Source organism: Ephemeroptericola cinctiostellae (assembly GCF_003339525.1).
Classification (GTDB): domain Bacteria; phylum Pseudomonadota; class Gammaproteobacteria; order Burkholderiales; family Burkholderiaceae; genus Hydromonas; species Hydromonas cinctiostellae.
The window spans coordinates 489,247-502,806 of sequence record NZ_CP031124.1; the positions used below are offsets into that span (position 1 = coordinate 489,247).

The following is a 13,560-nucleotide window of genomic DNA, read 5'->3' on the forward strand; positions in this document are numbered from 1 at the left end:
AATCTGCCAGAAGCGTGTCAAGCGTTGGTTAAACAACTGGAACATTGCGCTGTCAGTAGGGTGTCTCAAAGAGAGGACATCCAAAAAATGTCAGCGGTGTTGCTTGAGCAAATGGGTTCAAAAACCGTGACTGAGCAGTCGAAAACCTGCCAAGACGTAACAATGTTTTGGCAAAAAGCATGTGGTGTGGCTAAGTAGTGTGGCCGCAAAGAGTCATTTAAGTTCAGATTGAGAGTGCAATATGGTAGAAGGTAAAATTGTTCAGTGTATCGGTGCGGTCATCGACGTCGAATTTCCGCGTAACAGCATCCCTAAAATTTATGACGCGTTGGTCATGGATGGCTCTGAGTTGACCTTGGAAGTCCAACAACAGCTGGGCGATGGCATCGTGCGTACGATTTGCTTGGGCTCATCGGACGGCTTGCGCCGTGGCTTGACTGTGAAAAATACAGGCTCACCCATCACTGTACCCGTTGGTGCAGCGACTTTGGGTCGCATCATGGACGTTTTGGGCAATCCAATTGATGAAGCGGGTCCAGTGTCTTCTGAGCACAAACGTGCGATTCACCAATTGGCACCTGCATTTGATGAGCTCGCGCCTTCAACTGAATTGCTTGAAACGGGTATTAAAGTGATCGACTTGATCTGCCCTTTCGCTAAGGGTGGTAAAGTGGGTCTGTTTGGTGGTGCGGGTGTGGGTAAAACCGTGAACATGATGGAGCTCATCAATAACATCGCGAAACAACATGGTGGTTTCTCTGTGTTTGCGGGCGTGGGTGAGCGCACACGTGAAGGCAATGACTTCTACCACGAAATGAAAGACTCTAACGTTCTGGATAAAGTGGCGCTGGTGTATGGTCAGATGAATGAGCCTCCAGGAAACCGTTTACGTGTTGCTTTGACTGGCTTGACAATGGCTGAGCACTTCCGTGATGAAGGCCGTGACATTCTGTTCTTCGTGGATAACATCTATCGCTTTACATTGGCTGGTACCGAAGTATCTGCATTGTTGGGTCGTATGCCATCAGCGGTGGGTTACCAACCAACATTGGCGGAAGAAATGGGTCGTTTGCAAGAGCGCATCACATCGACTAAAAAAGGTTCAATCACATCGATCCAAGCTGTTTACGTGCCAGCGGATGACTTGACTGATCCATCTCCAGCAACAACATTCGGTCACTTGGATGCAACCGTGGTGTTGAGCCGTGATATCGCTTCATTGGGTATTTATCCAGCAGTGGATCCTTTGGACTCAACCAGCCGTCAAATTGATCCAAACGTGATTGGTGACGAGCATTATTCTGTGACCCGTGGTGTGCAACAAACATTGCAACGCTACAAAGAATTGCGTGACATCATTGCGATTCTGGGTATGGATGAGTTGTCTCCAGAAGACAAACAAATCGTGGGTCGTGCACGTAAGATCCAGCGTTTCTTGTCTCAACCTTTCCACGTGGCTGAAGTGTTTACAGGTTCTCCAGGTAAATATGTGACTTTGAAAGAAACAATTCGTGGTTTCAAAGGCATTATTGCTGGTGAATACGACCATTTGCCAGAGCAAGCCTTCTACATGGTGGGTGGCATTGACGAGGCAGTAGAAAAAGCAGCTAAAATGAACTAAACGTTTAAGAAAAGTATAACCCTACTTTTCTTGGTTTATGTTAGAAAATTTTCGCGGGTTACCCGCGAAAATTTTTAGTAAAACTCAAATGATGCGGATAAAATGCTGCATTCTTTTTTGGGTCTTTGAGGTTGATTAGGACATATTATGAGTACAATACACGTAGATGTGGTCAGCGCTGAACGTGAAGTTTTTAGTGGCGAAGCCTCTTTTGTGGTTCTGCCTGGAGAGTCTGGCGAATTGGGTATTATGCCTGGGCATACGCCACTGATTACGCGCATTAAACCGGGTGCTGTTCGCATTGAAATGGCTGATAAGACAGAAGAATTGGTGTTTGTTGCGGGTGGTATTTTGGAAGTGCAGCCCAATCGCGTGACTGTTTTAGCAGATACGGCCATTCGTGGTGAAGACCTTGATGAAGCACGTGCTCTTGAGGCAAAATCGCGTGCAGAAGAAATGTTAAGCCAAAACAAAGGCGACATTGACCATGCCTATGCTCAATCAGAACTCGCTCTGGCAATGGCTGAATTGGCCGCCTTGGCAAAATTCCGCCGTAAAAAATAATCAACAAATAAACCACACATTTGGCATATGTATTGTTAGGCGGTATGTAAATGATGGAAAAAGCCCTCTTGAAAGTTCAAGTGGGCTTTTTTTTCGGTATCATTATACTTTTGATGCGATGTTGTCATTTATACATATCGTTTTGATGAATCACGTTGTTTCTAGCCTTAAGTATTTTAGGTTTCTTTGGTGGTGCCAATCTTTTATAGAGTTTATGATTAAACTAAATCAAGTCCATTTTTCTTATGGCCACGCTGACCCCATTGTGAATGGGGTCAGTTTATCCGTGTCACGAGGGCAGGTGGTTGCCGTCATGGGTCCTTCAGGGTGTGGTAAAACGACACTGCTTCGATTGGTTGCTGGTTTGTTGCGACCAAGCAGAGGTGAGGCAACTTTATTGGGTGCGCCTTTGCCATATGATGATGCATCTGCATTACGTGAGTTGCGTAAAAAAATGGGGATGTTGTTTCAGTTTGGTGCTTTATTCACAGACATGTCGGTGTTTGAGAATGTTGCTTTTCCATTGCGTGAGAACACAGCATTGAGTCAGGCTGACATTCAACAACAAGTGATGACCAAGCTCACAGCCGTTGGTTTGGCTGATGCGGCTCAAAAAATGCCCAGTGAGGTTTCTGGTGGTATGGCGCGACGAGTGGCTTTGGCGCGGGCCATTGCGCAAAACCCTCAAATCATGTTGTTTGATGAGCCTTTTGCTGGTTTAGATCCGATTGCGATGGATACAATCGCCCAGCTGATTCGTGAGCAAACAGATGAATTGAATGCGGCTTCAATCGTTGTGTCGCATGATGTGCAGGAGACGTTTGCCATTGCTGATTATGTGTATGTGATGCACCACGCACACATCGTTGCGGAGGGTACGCCGATGCAGTTGTGGGCGAATGAAGACCCTTTCATAAAACGTTTTGTCCATGGGCGGCATGGTTTGGAGGTGGGCGCATGAGCGTATTTATCAATGGGTTGGCGCAATTGGGCGGTTCAGTGCGTTCAAGCATCTCAACCTTGGGTTTTGCCATGCGCATGTTGGGGGCTTTGTTTGCCAATGTGAGGGTGTGGTGGACGCGAACACGTTTGGTTTTTCAACAGATTCATTTTTTAGGAAACTATTCTCTGGTCATCATGTTGGTTTCGGCGGCATTTATTGGCGCGGTGTTGGGGCTTCAGTCTTACTATACGCTGAGTCGTGTGGGCTCTGAGAGCATGGTGGGTTTGTTGGTGGCTTTGTCTTTGGTGCGTGAGCTCGCACCTGTTGTGGTGGCCATTTTGTTTGCGGGACGTGCGGGTACCTCCATGACCGCTGAGATTGGCCTGATGAAGGCTGGTGAGCAGCTGGCGGCGATGGAGATGATGGGGGTGGATCCCGTCAACCGTGTGTTTTCACCTCGCTTTTGGGCTGCGGGCTTTGTTGTGCCCATGCTGACAGGCTTGTTTGCGTTGGTGGGGGTCTATGGTGGCTATGTGGTTGCAGTCTGGTGGCTGGGAGTGGACGAAGGTGCTTTTTGGTCGATGATGCAAGATGGCGTGAATGTGCGTGATGATGTGGTCAATGGCTTGATTAAAAGTGCTGTGTTTGGTTTGGCTGTGAGTTTTTTGGCCGTGTATGAAGGTGCGCAAGCTCATCCAACACCCGAAGGGGTGGCTCAAGCGACCACCCGCACAGTGGTGAAGTCGGCTTTGTTGGTGTTGGGTTTGGATTTCATCTTGACGGCATTGATGTTCAGCTGATCCAATGGTTGCTTCAGTGTTAATGGTTTTGGCTAAGGCTGATGAGGATTTTGAATTCGCATGAGTGGTATGGCTTGTGTGTTATGTGATTGAGGATATTATGCAACAAAAGAAAATTGACATCTGGGTGGGTTTGTTTGTATTGCTCGGTGTGATGGGTTTAATCGCTTTGGCTTTGGTTGTGGGGGGCAAAGGGGGTTGGTCAACCAAAGGTGGATACCCTGTTTTAGTGAATTTCCAAAATATTGGGACGTTGAAGGAACGCGCCCCTGTTAAAATGTCTGGCGTGGTGGTCGGTCGTGTTGGTGGGATTGAACTGAAGGATGTGAACGGCGAGTACAAGGCTCAAGTCACATTGATTCTTGACAATGGTTTGAAGGTGCCCAAAGACAGCGGCGCATCGGTTAATACGGCAGGTTTGCTGGGGGCTCAGTTCATCAGTTTAACGCAAGGTGCGGATGTTGAGCATCCTGTGGCGGCGGGTGAGACTCTGGACAACACGCAATCTGCAATGGTGTTGGAAGACCTCATCACGCAGTTTGGCATTAACAAGGCTGAAACAGCTTCAAAGGCAGATGCGGTTGATGCACCACCAGTCAAATAAGCTTACAATAAAAATACAAAAAACCACCTGTTGGGGGATGCCATGAATACCTTAATGAGACAATGGTTGTTGGGGGCGTCATTGATTTTGACGCTTGTCAGCAGCCATGCTCAAAGCACCGATGCGCTGGTGAATTCACCAGTGGTTGATGACGTGGTTCTGACCCATGATCGCTTCGAAGCATTTAATCGCGGTGCTTTCCAATTCAATGATGGTTGGGATCAGGTCATGTTTAAGCCGATTGCCAAAGGCTATCAAAAAATTGTTCCGGCGGGTTCGCGAGGTTGTGTGCACGGATTTTTTGAGAATTTAAGTGTGCCTTATACGGCGTTGAACAATGTTTTACAAGGCAAATTCAAAGCCGCTGGGCAAGATGTCTGTCGGTTTGTGGTGAACACCACAGTGGGGGTAGGGGGATGTGTTGACATGGCCAGTAAGTGGCACATTCCGAAACATGAAGAGGATTTTGGGCAAACGTTGGGTAAATGGGGGGTGCCTTCTGGGCCTTTTGTGATGTTGCCAGGTTTAGGGCCATCAACCCTTCGAGATGCATTGGCAAAACCCATTGATTTTATTGCCGACCCGATTGGTTATGTGAGGGCAATTAAGATTCGCAACTCTTTGCGTGGCTTGAAACTGGTGGATACACGCACAAGCTTGTTGGAAACCTTGGAGTTTGTGGATGATGTGGCTTTTGATCGTTACAGCATGACCCGTGATGCGTGGCTACAAAAACGAGAAGCGGATGTGCGCGATGAAGATTATGCACCCGATGAAGCGCCATTGGCTTCTGGAGAGGCGACCCCTGTTGAACCGGTTGTTCACAACGAGCCTGAGGTCAATAAGGCATCGCTTGAAGTAAATGCAGTAACAGGTGTGAGCGATCCTTTGGCTGAAGCAGAGCGTCTGGCCAAGCAGCTGACAAAACCTGTTGCGGGTGAAAAAAAATAAGGCATCGGGCGGTTGTCTCTGCGTTGTGTCAACTGGAGGTTGGGTACATGCATTATGGTCTCAGGCATGTGACTGTGTTCATCTGGTAAAAGGATGTGCAGTGGTTTGAAATGTGAGTTTAAATTTTTAGGGAAGAAAAGAAAAATCATGAAATTTTTGAAACGTGTTTTATTGGCTTTGGGTTTGATGTCGGCGGTTTCTGTGGCGCATGCAGAAACTGCAGATCAGTTTGTTAAACAGATGTCGGACAACGTGGTGGCTGCATTGCGTGCCAATCCAGGTTTAAAGAGTGGCAATGCTGGTGCTGTTGGTACATATGTCGATGGCAACATCATGCCTCATGTGAATTTTCGCAGCATGATTTCGCGCGTGGTGGGCCCTGCATGGAACAACGCCAGTGCAACCGAGCAAAATGAATTGATGTCAGAGTCGCGTCGTTACTTGACACGCACGTATGCGGGCAGTTTGAAGGGGGCTTCTGTCAACAGCATTGACGTGTATCCAGCGAGCGGCAATGAGGTTCGCACGCGCATCAACACCAGTAATGGTGCAAAGATGGTGACATATCGCTTAGAAAACAACGGCGGTTGGAAAGTCAATGATTTAAGCGTGGCGGGTGTGTGGTTGGTGCAAAGCTATGCTGGGCAATTTCGCCCCGTGGTGGCCAAAGGCGGCGTGCCTGCTTTGATCAGTTATTTAAAATCGAAACATTAAGATGACGTTGTTGTTGGTACACTCAGGCGGTTTGGTTTAAAAAACCTTTGATGGACATCTAACAAAATAAGAATCACCCTTAAAAAAGCCCGCAATAGCGGGCTTTTTTGATGCCTGTCAGATGGATGTTAATGTGGATCCATCTAGTCATCATAACCATTGGGGTTTTTGCGCTGCCATGCCCATGCATCGCGGCACATGTCTTCAATGGTGTACTCGGTGTGAAATTTCAGCACCTGTTGAGATAAGGTTGGGTCTGCGTAGAAACAACCGATGTCTCCAGGACGGCGAGGTGCAAATTGGTAGGGGATTGTTTTTCCACTGGCCTTCTCAAAGGCCTTCACCATTTGTAAAACGGATACAGGTTTGCCAACACCGAGGTTAACCGTGATGGAGCCTTTGCCATTTAACAGATGTTGGATGGCCAAAACGTGTCCGCGTGCCAAATCCATCACGTGAATGTAATCGCGTTCACCCGTGCCATCTGCCGTGTCGTAATCGTTGCCAAAAATAGACAGTTGGTCACGCAAACCAACCGCCACTTGTTGAACATAAGGCATCAAGTTGTTCGGAATGCCGCGTGGGTGCTCACCCATCAACCCAGATGGGTGAGCACCCACTGGGTTGAAATAACGCAACATGGCATAGCGCAGTGAAGGCTCCGCCCGCGCCACATCGCGGGTGATGTGCTCCATCATGACTTTTGATTCACCGTATGGGCTGGTGGCGGACAGGGGGCCACCTTCTTTGTAGGGCACAGGTGTGTTTTCACCGTACACGGTGGCTGAAGAGCTGAGCACAATGTGCTGTACTTTTGTATCGTGCATGGCTTGCAAAACGCTCATCAAACCCATGACATTGTTGTGATAATACGCCAATGGTTTGGCCACGGATTCGCCCACGGCTTTAAGTGCGGCAAAGTGAATCACGCCTTCGATGTCATGTGCTTGCAAAACTTGGGTGATGCCAGTGGTGTCCAGCACATCCATGTCAATGAGCTCTGGGCGAATGCCCGTCAATTGCTCAATTCGATCCACCACCTTGGGTGAGCTGTTGATGAAATTGTCCAGTAATATGGGTTGTAAACCTGCCTCAATGAGGCATACAGCCGTGTGTGCGCCAATATAACCCGTACCACCTGTGAGTAAAATTTTTGTCATATGCCCTCGAATATAAGTTGTATTTGAGTCAAGATTTTAACCTGAATTGAGCCCCACCCATCGGGTAAAATCGGATGTAAAAAGCCCATTACTTCAAAGTAAATGGGCTTTGGTCATCGAGATGCGGGTTGATTTACATCAGTTGGATGCATTCAAGGGGATTACATGGTGAAGTTTTCACCCAGATACACTTGTCGTACGGCCTCATTGTCGACAATCTCGCGTGCATTGCCTTGCGCGAGCACAGTGCCTTCGCTGATGATGTATGCACGGTCACAGATGCCCAGCGTCTCACGGACATTGTGATCGGTGATCAGCACACCAATGTTGCGCTCAACGAGAAAATGAATGATTTTTTGAATGTCAATGACGGCAATTGGATCGACGCCTGCGAAAGGCTCATCCAGCAACACAAAGCGAGGTCGTGTGGCCAGTGTGCGGGCGATTTCAACCCGACGGCGTTCACCGCCCGAAAGGGCTGGAGCGGGGCTGTGTAAAATATGACCAATTTGCAAATCGGCCACCAATTGATGCAACTCTTCGGCAATGCGAGCACGCGTGAGTTTACGGCCTTGGTCATCTCGTTGCAGCTCAAGCACGGCGCGGATGTTTTCTTCAACCGTTAATTTGCGGAAAATGGATGCTTCTTGCGGCAAGTAAGACAGGCCCAGGCGGGCACGCTGGTGCATGGGCATGCGGTTGATCTGTGTGTCATCCAAAGTGATTTGCCCATCATCGGCTCCGACCAAACCGACCACCATGTAAAAGCACGTGGTTTTCCCCGCACCATTTGGCCCCAAAAGACCAACGACTTCACCACTTTTGACGTCAAAAGAGACGTTTTTGACGACGGTTCGTGCGCCGTAACGCTTTTTGAGTTGATTGACGCTGAGGTGGTGGCTGTCTTGCATGGGGTGCTCGTTATGTTTTATTGTTAATCGCAAAGTGGAAACCCTTGCTTTGCGTTTGATTAAAACCTCAGGTGTTGTACGGGTCTACCTCACATACCTGAGGAACATCAAGTCAGCCCAACTCCCAAAACACATCGGGTTGTTCATGGGTTTCATTGCATGGTTTTATTTGATGTTTGAATTGGGTGTGATGATCACACGTGTGCGTCCAGGTACGCCAGGCACCGCATGAGATTCAAAGACTTCGGTGAGTTGGTTGTACACCAGCTCGTCACCATTGATTTGATCCAACAGTTTGCCCGCAGCGCTATAGCGTTGCATTTGTGCTTTATTGGACAGCACGATGAGGTTTTGTTTGCCATCATAAATCAATTTGTTGCCTTGTGCTTTCATCACTTCATTGGTGCCTTCACGTTTTTGAGTGAATTTAACCAACCCACCTTTTTCCATGCTGGCCGTGGCGTACTGATAGCCTTCAGGGTCAACGATGGTTTCAACATGATCGGCGGTAATGACCATGCTGCCTTGTTTCAAAATCACACTGCCTGTAAACACACTGGTTTGGGTGATGTCGGTGTATGTGGCACCATCGGCCTCAACCACCAATGGCTGGCTGCGGTCATACTTGCTGTTTTGCGCATACAGCACCACAGAAGGTAAGGCAATGGCGAGTAAGCCTGCCAAGAGGAAGCGTCCGAGTGTCATGTGTGGTCCTTATTTGGCTGAGCCGATTTTTGCATTGTGCAACATGCCTTTGACTCGATCGCCCGTTTTCCCGCCCATGATGATGTTGCGGGAGGCGTAGTCGTAGCGAAAGCGACGACCTGTGATGCTGTCATCCCCTTGGGTCATGACAAAGGGCAAGTCGCTGCTGGCAATGTTGTTGTATAAACCAATGCTCATGGCATCGGTGGTGAGGTGAAGGGGTGGGGCTTCAGGTGTGGTTAAGCGATCCATCACGACATTGCCATTGAGCTCAATGACGTGGGTTGCATCCGACCAAATGGCCTTATCTGCACGGGATGTGGAGACGGGTTGGCCAATGGGTGTGGCCACAACGGTGACATCTTTCAACTCGGCATCTTTATCGCCATAATGCACCACCTCTTTGGCGGTAATCACGTAAGCGACCGCACCATTTTTACCTGTGCGGTTGATTTGCATGCCCGATGTGAAGGCATCGACGAGCTCGGGGTGGCTCTCTTTTGAGGGCTTCACATTGGCGTTGTCTTTGGTGATCCACCAGTAGCTGCCTGCGGCCACCGCCAATAAAATCAATAAGTACAATACATTGGGCAGGTGAAAGCGCAGCCAATAACGCCAGCGAGAAAAGGTCATTTTATCCATTACATGATGTCCAAGTTGGGGTGTTGTTCATCATAGAGGTAAGCCGCATAAGCACTGTTGAGTTTATCTTGAGCGAATAAAATCAGCTCTGCCAGTTCGCGCACCGCGCCCGCGCCGCCGCTGGAACTGCTGACCCAATGGGCGGCACGTTGTGCGAGCACATGGCCGTTGGGCACGCTGCTGGCGAAGCCAACAGCACGCAAAATGGGCAAATCAATCACATCGTCACCCATATACGCGCATTGTTGAGGGGTGACTTGGGCGTCGATCATCAATTGCTTCAGAGCGGCGCCTTTGTCTTGTGCGCCTTGCATGAGGAAATCGATTTTCAAATCTTTGGCGCGCGCCGCAGTCACTTTCGAGTCGCGGCCACTGATGATGGCAATCGGGATGCCCATTTGACGCAGCAGTTGAATGCCCAAACCATCTTGTACATAAAAGGATTTGACCATTTCGCCTTGTGCATCATAGTCCAAATAGCCAGTGGTGAGCACACCATCCACGTCCAAAATCAGCAAGCGCACATTTCGTGCGAGGGCAATCACAAAGTCGGATGGCATGGTGGTGGGCGAATATAATGCATTTGTCATTACATGACTCCAGCGGCAAATAAATCGTGGACATTCAAAGCACCCACCAAAGCATGGTCTTGATCGACCACTAAAAGCTGATTGATGCGGTGTGTTTGCATCATTTCAACAGCCGATACGGCCAAGACATCGGATGCAATGGTGTGCGGGTTTGGGTGCATCACATCATCGATGCGAAGGGTTCGGACGTCGACTCCTTTTTCAAATAAACGTCGCACATCACCATCGGTCAAAACGCCTAATACTTTGTGCGCTTCATCAACAACCGCCGTCATGCCCATGCGTTTTTGACTCATCATCAACAAAGCATCGGTGAGGCTGGCTCCGCTTGAGACGGCTGGGATGTCATCACCCAAGCGCATCACATTGGCCACATAAGTCAGCAAGCGTCGACCCAGTGCACCTGCTGGGTGTGAGCGGGCAAAATCATCCGCACTGAAACCACGTAATTCAAGTAAAGCCACAGCCAAGGCATCGCCTAAAGCCAAACTGGCAGTTGTGCTGGCGGTGGGTGCCAGATTGAGTGGGCAAGCTTCTTTTTCGACCTTGACCAATAGGTGCACATCTGACAATTTCGCCATTGGAGACTCTGGATTGCCTGTCATGGCAATGAGTTTGGTGTTGTGGCGTTTAACAGCGGGCAAAATGGCCATCAATTCATCGCTCTTACCTGAATAGGAGAGGGCAAGTACCACATCGTCGGCAGTAATCATGCCCAAATCACCATGCGCAGCCTCACCTGGGTGCATAAAAAAAGCGGGCGTACCCGTAGAAGCAAAAGTTGCTGCAAGTTTACGTGCGATGTGACCGGATTTGCCCATGCCTGAAACGACCACACGCCCTTTGCAAGCCAACATGGTTCGTACGGCATTCACGAAATTGATGTCTAATGTACGCGTTAAATCCATCAAGGCTTGTGCCTCAATGGTCAGTACGTTGAGTGCGACATTTAATATCGCATCGTCATTTAAATGTGTGGAATTGTTTGTTATCATCATGGCTGTCAGTATAACGTTTTTAAGACATATGCACAACGGAAGTGGGGTTTTACGCGGGTTGTTGTGTACCTTTTCGCAGTCCTTTTTATCGCTCCGTTTACCGTAGTTTTACGCCCATTTTCCGCCCATCTGAAAGCACTTCCTTCCTATGCATGGTCTCACGCTCCTTGTTGTCTTGCTTGCCTTCACCGTTTTTGGTGTGGTGGTGTTTCGCCTCATGCATTTGCCGCCGATACTCGGGTATTTGTTTGTGGGCGTGATAGTCGGGCCGCATTCTTTTGGTTTGTTGCCTGATGATGAGAACACCAGTCACTTGGCGGAATTTGGCATTGTGTTTTTGATGTTCACCATTGGCTTGGAGTTTTCATTGCCAAAATTGAAATCGATGCGGCGGGTGGTGTTCGGTTTGGGCGGTTCGCAATTGATTGGGACGATGGCGGTTGCGGTTGTGTTGGGTTTTGTGGTGGATTGGTTGTTGCCCGATGATTACAAAATGGGGCGTTCGAGCTGGCTGGCATTGGGCGGTGTGTTGGCGATGTCATCGACCGCGATTGTGATGAAAGTGCTGACCGAAAAAATGGAGCTGGATTCGCAGCATGGGCGCAATATTTTTGGTGTGTTGTTGTTTCAAGACTTGGCGGTTGTGCCCTTACTAATTTTGATCCCTGCCTTGGCAGACACAGAGTCCAGCTTATTGATGTTGATGGGTGTGGGGTTGTTGAAAGCGGCGTTGGTTTTGGCGTTGCTGTTGGGCTTGGGGCAAAAGCCCATGCACGCATGGTTGACTTTGGTGGCGAAGCGGCGCTCTCAAGAGCTGTTCATGCTCAATTTGTTTTTGATGACCTTGAGTTTCTCTTGGCTGACTGAAATGGCGGGCTTGTCTTTGGCTTTGGGGGCATTTGTGGCGGGCATGCTGATCTCTGAAACCGAGTTTAAGATGCAAGTTGAAGAAGACATTCAGCCGTTTAAGGACATTTTGCTGGGGTTTTTCTTCATCACGATGGGGATGCAGTTGAATTTGCCTCAAATTTACACCCAGTTACCGTGGGTGCTCATCACCTTGGTGGTGGTGTTGGCGGCAAAATTTGCGGTGATTGCTGGGCTGACCAAATTTTTTGGCAACTCTCCGGGCAATTCGGTGAGAACGGCTTTGGCACTTGCGCCTGCGGGGGAGTTTGGTTTGGTGTTGTTGACCTTGGCGTTGCAAAACCAATTGGTGCATCCTGTGGTCGGACAATGGGTGTTGGCAGCCATGCTGATTTCGATGTTTTTGACGCCATTTATTTTGCAGTATGCCGATAAAATTGTTTTTCGTTTCACCCGCAGTGAATGGATGTTGCAATCTTTACAATTGACCAACATCGTCAGTAACAGCATTGAGGCGGAGCAACATGTCATCATTGCTGGTTTTGGACGCAGTGGCACGGATTTGGGGCGTTTGTTGCGAGAGCAAAACATGCCTTACATTGGCATCGACAATGACCCCGAACGCGTGCAAAAAGGCGTGCTGCAAGGGCATGATGTGGTCTATGGCGACATCACACGCAAAGATTCTTTGCTCGCAGCAGGAGTCGCTCGTGCGCGGGCTTTGGTCATCACATACATTGAGCCAAAAATTGCATTGCACGTGTTGCATCATGTCAAGTCGATCAATCCTGATTTACCCGTCATTGTGCGCACCTTGGATGATGTGTTTTTGGAGCAGTTGCAGCAAGCGGGAGCGGTGGCCGTGGTACCTGAAATTTTGGAGGGCAGTTTGGTTTTGGCCAGTCAAACCTTACTCACCGCTGGTGTTGCACCGCAGGAGGTGTTGACGTTCATCGCCAATCAACGCCGCGGACGCTACGATTTATTGCGCCAACATTTTGATGAATCGGCCGATCCATTTGGTTTGTCAACGGGTACACCTGATGCCATTGGTCAGCCCGCAGCGGCACGAAAAGTTAAAAAAGCCGAGCAAATGCAAGAGTTGATGGTGACACTGAAGGATGAAAGCTTGTGGCTGGAGCAGCCGTTGAGCACCTTGCCTTTGGTCGCATGGCGCGTTCAGGTGACCCATATTGTCCGCTCGGGTGAGACACTTGATTTACATGCAGACCCCAGTTTGCTTGAGCACGATGTGATTATTTTTGCAGGCAGTACGTATGATGTTCAGCATGCCGCACAGGCTTTGAATGGTGAGGTTTAAGGGTACAGAAAAAGTAAACTGTGCAGGTTTTGGTGGAAAAGTTTGATGGGGTGCCTTGATCAAATTTTGGGCATCATATTCTCAGATGTTCACTTTGACCTTTGAGCTTTTACTCAACCTCGATCGTTCATGCCAACATGCCGTGCATGGCTGATGACAAAAAGGAACG

General features: G+C 48.9%; 14 protein-coding genes. 8 read left to right on the plus strand and 6 right to left on the minus strand.

Features of this window, described 5'->3' with window-relative positions:
- Positions 1–241 precede the first annotated feature (241 nt).
- The 7 genes from atpD to DTO96_RS02415 all read left to right on the plus strand — a co-directional run bounded on the left by atpD (position 242) and on the right by DTO96_RS02415 (position 6,197).
- A complete protein-coding gene (atpD, locus tag DTO96_RS02385; RefSeq protein WP_114562037.1) occupies positions 242–1,621 on the plus strand; it encodes a F0F1 ATP synthase subunit beta in 1,380 nt (459 codons plus the stop codon).
- Between the two features lie 147 nt (positions 1,622–1,768).
- Complete coding sequence (locus tag DTO96_RS02390; protein WP_114562038.1) at positions 1,769–2,185, plus strand: F0F1 ATP synthase subunit epsilon; 417 nt, start codon at positions 1,769–1,771, stop codon at positions 2,183–2,185.
- Between the two features lie 214 nt (positions 2,186–2,399).
- The gene (locus DTO96_RS02395) at positions 2,400–3,146 is read left to right on the plus strand and encodes an ABC transporter ATP-binding protein (RefSeq protein WP_157964302.1); all 747 of its coding nucleotides are present in this window, start codon (positions 2,400–2,402) and stop codon (positions 3,144–3,146) included.
- Positions 3,143–3,928: a lipid asymmetry maintenance ABC transporter permease subunit MlaE gene (mlaE, locus tag DTO96_RS02400; protein ID WP_114562040.1), complete on the plus strand. Its 786-nt coding sequence runs from the start codon at positions 3,143–3,145 to the stop codon at positions 3,926–3,928. The genes DTO96_RS02395 and mlaE overlap by 4 nt, the downstream gene beginning before the upstream one ends.
- A 100-nt stretch (positions 3,929–4,028) precedes the next feature.
- Positions 4,029–4,532 carry an outer membrane lipid asymmetry maintenance protein MlaD gene (gene mlaD, locus DTO96_RS02405; RefSeq protein ID WP_114562041.1) on the plus strand — a complete coding sequence of 168 codons (504 nt, stop codon included), beginning with the start codon at positions 4,029–4,031 and terminating at the stop codon, positions 4,530–4,532.
- A gap of 42 nt (positions 4,533–4,574) precedes the next feature.
- Positions 4,575–5,483, plus strand: a complete 909-nt coding sequence (locus tag DTO96_RS02410) for an MlaA family lipoprotein (protein ID WP_114562042.1) — start codon at positions 4,575–4,577, stop codon at positions 5,481–5,483.
- A gap of 147 nt (positions 5,484–5,630) precedes the next feature.
- Positions 5,631–6,197, plus strand: coding sequence for an MlaC/ttg2D family ABC transporter substrate-binding protein (locus tag DTO96_RS02415; RefSeq protein WP_157964303.1), 567 nt, complete (start codon positions 5,631–5,633; stop codon positions 6,195–6,197).
- A gap of 143 nt (positions 6,198–6,340) precedes the next feature.
- Here the strand turns inward: DTO96_RS02415 and galE are convergent, their stop codons facing one another.
- The 6 genes from galE to DTO96_RS02445 form a co-directional block, all read right to left on the minus strand.
- Complete coding sequence (galE, locus tag DTO96_RS02420; protein ID WP_114562044.1) at positions 6,341–7,357, minus strand: UDP-glucose 4-epimerase GalE; 1,017 nt, start codon at positions 7,355–7,357, stop codon at positions 6,341–6,343.
- 161 nt (positions 7,358–7,518) lie between these two features.
- On the minus strand, positions 7,519–8,268 hold the full coding sequence (gene lptB, locus DTO96_RS02425) for an LPS export ABC transporter ATP-binding protein (RefSeq protein ID WP_114562045.1): 750 nt from the start codon (positions 8,266–8,268) through the stop codon (positions 7,519–7,521).
- A 165-nt stretch (positions 8,269–8,433) separates the two neighbouring features.
- The gene (lptA, locus tag DTO96_RS02430; protein WP_114562046.1) at positions 8,434–8,973 is read right to left on the minus strand and encodes a lipopolysaccharide transport periplasmic protein LptA; all 540 of its coding nucleotides are present in this window, start codon (positions 8,971–8,973) and stop codon (positions 8,434–8,436) included.
- Between the two features lie 9 nt (positions 8,974–8,982).
- A complete protein-coding gene (lptC, locus tag DTO96_RS02435) occupies positions 8,983–9,615 on the minus strand; it encodes an LPS export ABC transporter periplasmic protein LptC (protein WP_114562047.1) in 633 nt (210 codons plus the stop codon).
- The gene (locus DTO96_RS02440) at positions 9,615–10,205 is read right to left on the minus strand and encodes a KdsC family phosphatase (RefSeq protein WP_225972536.1); all 591 of its coding nucleotides are present in this window, start codon (positions 10,203–10,205) and stop codon (positions 9,615–9,617) included. The genes lptC and DTO96_RS02440 overlap by 1 nt, the downstream gene beginning before the upstream one ends.
- Complete coding sequence (locus tag DTO96_RS02445; RefSeq protein ID WP_114563887.1) at positions 10,205–11,200, minus strand: KpsF/GutQ family sugar-phosphate isomerase; 996 nt, start codon at positions 11,198–11,200, stop codon at positions 10,205–10,207. Before DTO96_RS02445 ends, DTO96_RS02440 begins: the two co-directional genes overlap by 1 nt.
- 151 nt (positions 11,201–11,351) lie before the next feature.
- On the opposite strand from DTO96_RS02445, the gene DTO96_RS02450 reads away from it, so the two are divergent.
- Positions 11,352–13,391: a cation:proton antiporter gene (locus DTO96_RS02450; RefSeq protein ID WP_114562048.1), complete on the plus strand. Its 2,040-nt coding sequence runs from the start codon at positions 11,352–11,354 to the stop codon at positions 13,389–13,391.
- Positions 13,392–13,560: the final 169 nt, after the last annotated feature.

What these genes read in the sequence shown, in the direction of transcription:
- atpD (WP_114562037.1), top strand. Translation starts at nt 242, where the DNA reads ATGGTAGAAGGTAAAATTGTTCAGTGTATCGGTGCGGTCATCGACGTC.
- DTO96_RS02390 (WP_114562038.1), top strand. Translation starts at nt 1,769, where the DNA reads ATGAGTACAATACACGTAGATGTGGTCAGCGCTGAACGTGAAGTTTTT.
- DTO96_RS02395 (WP_157964302.1), top strand. Translation starts at nt 2,400, where the DNA reads ATGATTAAACTAAATCAAGTCCATTTTTCTTATGGCCACGCTGACCCC.
- mlaE (WP_114562040.1), top strand. Translation starts at nt 3,143, where the DNA reads ATGAGCGTATTTATCAATGGGTTGGCGCAATTGGGCGGTTCAGTGCGT.
- mlaD (WP_114562041.1), top strand. Translation starts at nt 4,029, where the DNA reads ATGCAACAAAAGAAAATTGACATCTGGGTGGGTTTGTTTGTATTGCTC.
- DTO96_RS02410 (WP_114562042.1), top strand. Translation starts at nt 4,575, where the DNA reads ATGAATACCTTAATGAGACAATGGTTGTTGGGGGCGTCATTGATTTTG.
- DTO96_RS02415 (WP_157964303.1), top strand. Translation starts at nt 5,631, where the DNA reads ATGAAATTTTTGAAACGTGTTTTATTGGCTTTGGGTTTGATGTCGGCG.
- galE (WP_114562044.1), bottom strand. Translation starts at nt 7,357, where the DNA reads ATGACAAAAATTTTACTCACAGGTGGTACGGGTTATATTGGCGCACAC.
- lptB (WP_114562045.1), bottom strand. Translation starts at nt 8,268, where the DNA reads ATGCAAGACAGCCACCACCTCAGCGTCAATCAACTCAAAAAGCGTTAC.
- lptA (WP_114562046.1), bottom strand. Translation starts at nt 8,973, where the DNA reads ATGACACTCGGACGCTTCCTCTTGGCAGGCTTACTCGCCATTGCCTTA.
- lptC (WP_114562047.1), bottom strand. Translation starts at nt 9,615, where the DNA reads ATGGATAAAATGACCTTTTCTCGCTGGCGTTATTGGCTGCGCTTTCAC.
- DTO96_RS02440 (WP_225972536.1), bottom strand. Translation starts at nt 10,205, where the DNA reads ATGACAAATGCATTATATTCGCCCACCACCATGCCATCCGACTTTGTG.
- DTO96_RS02445 (WP_114563887.1), bottom strand. Translation starts at nt 11,200, where the DNA reads ATGATAACAAACAATTCCACACATTTAAATGACGATGCGATATTAAAT.
- DTO96_RS02450 (WP_114562048.1), top strand. Translation starts at nt 11,352, where the DNA reads ATGCATGGTCTCACGCTCCTTGTTGTCTTGCTTGCCTTCACCGTTTTT.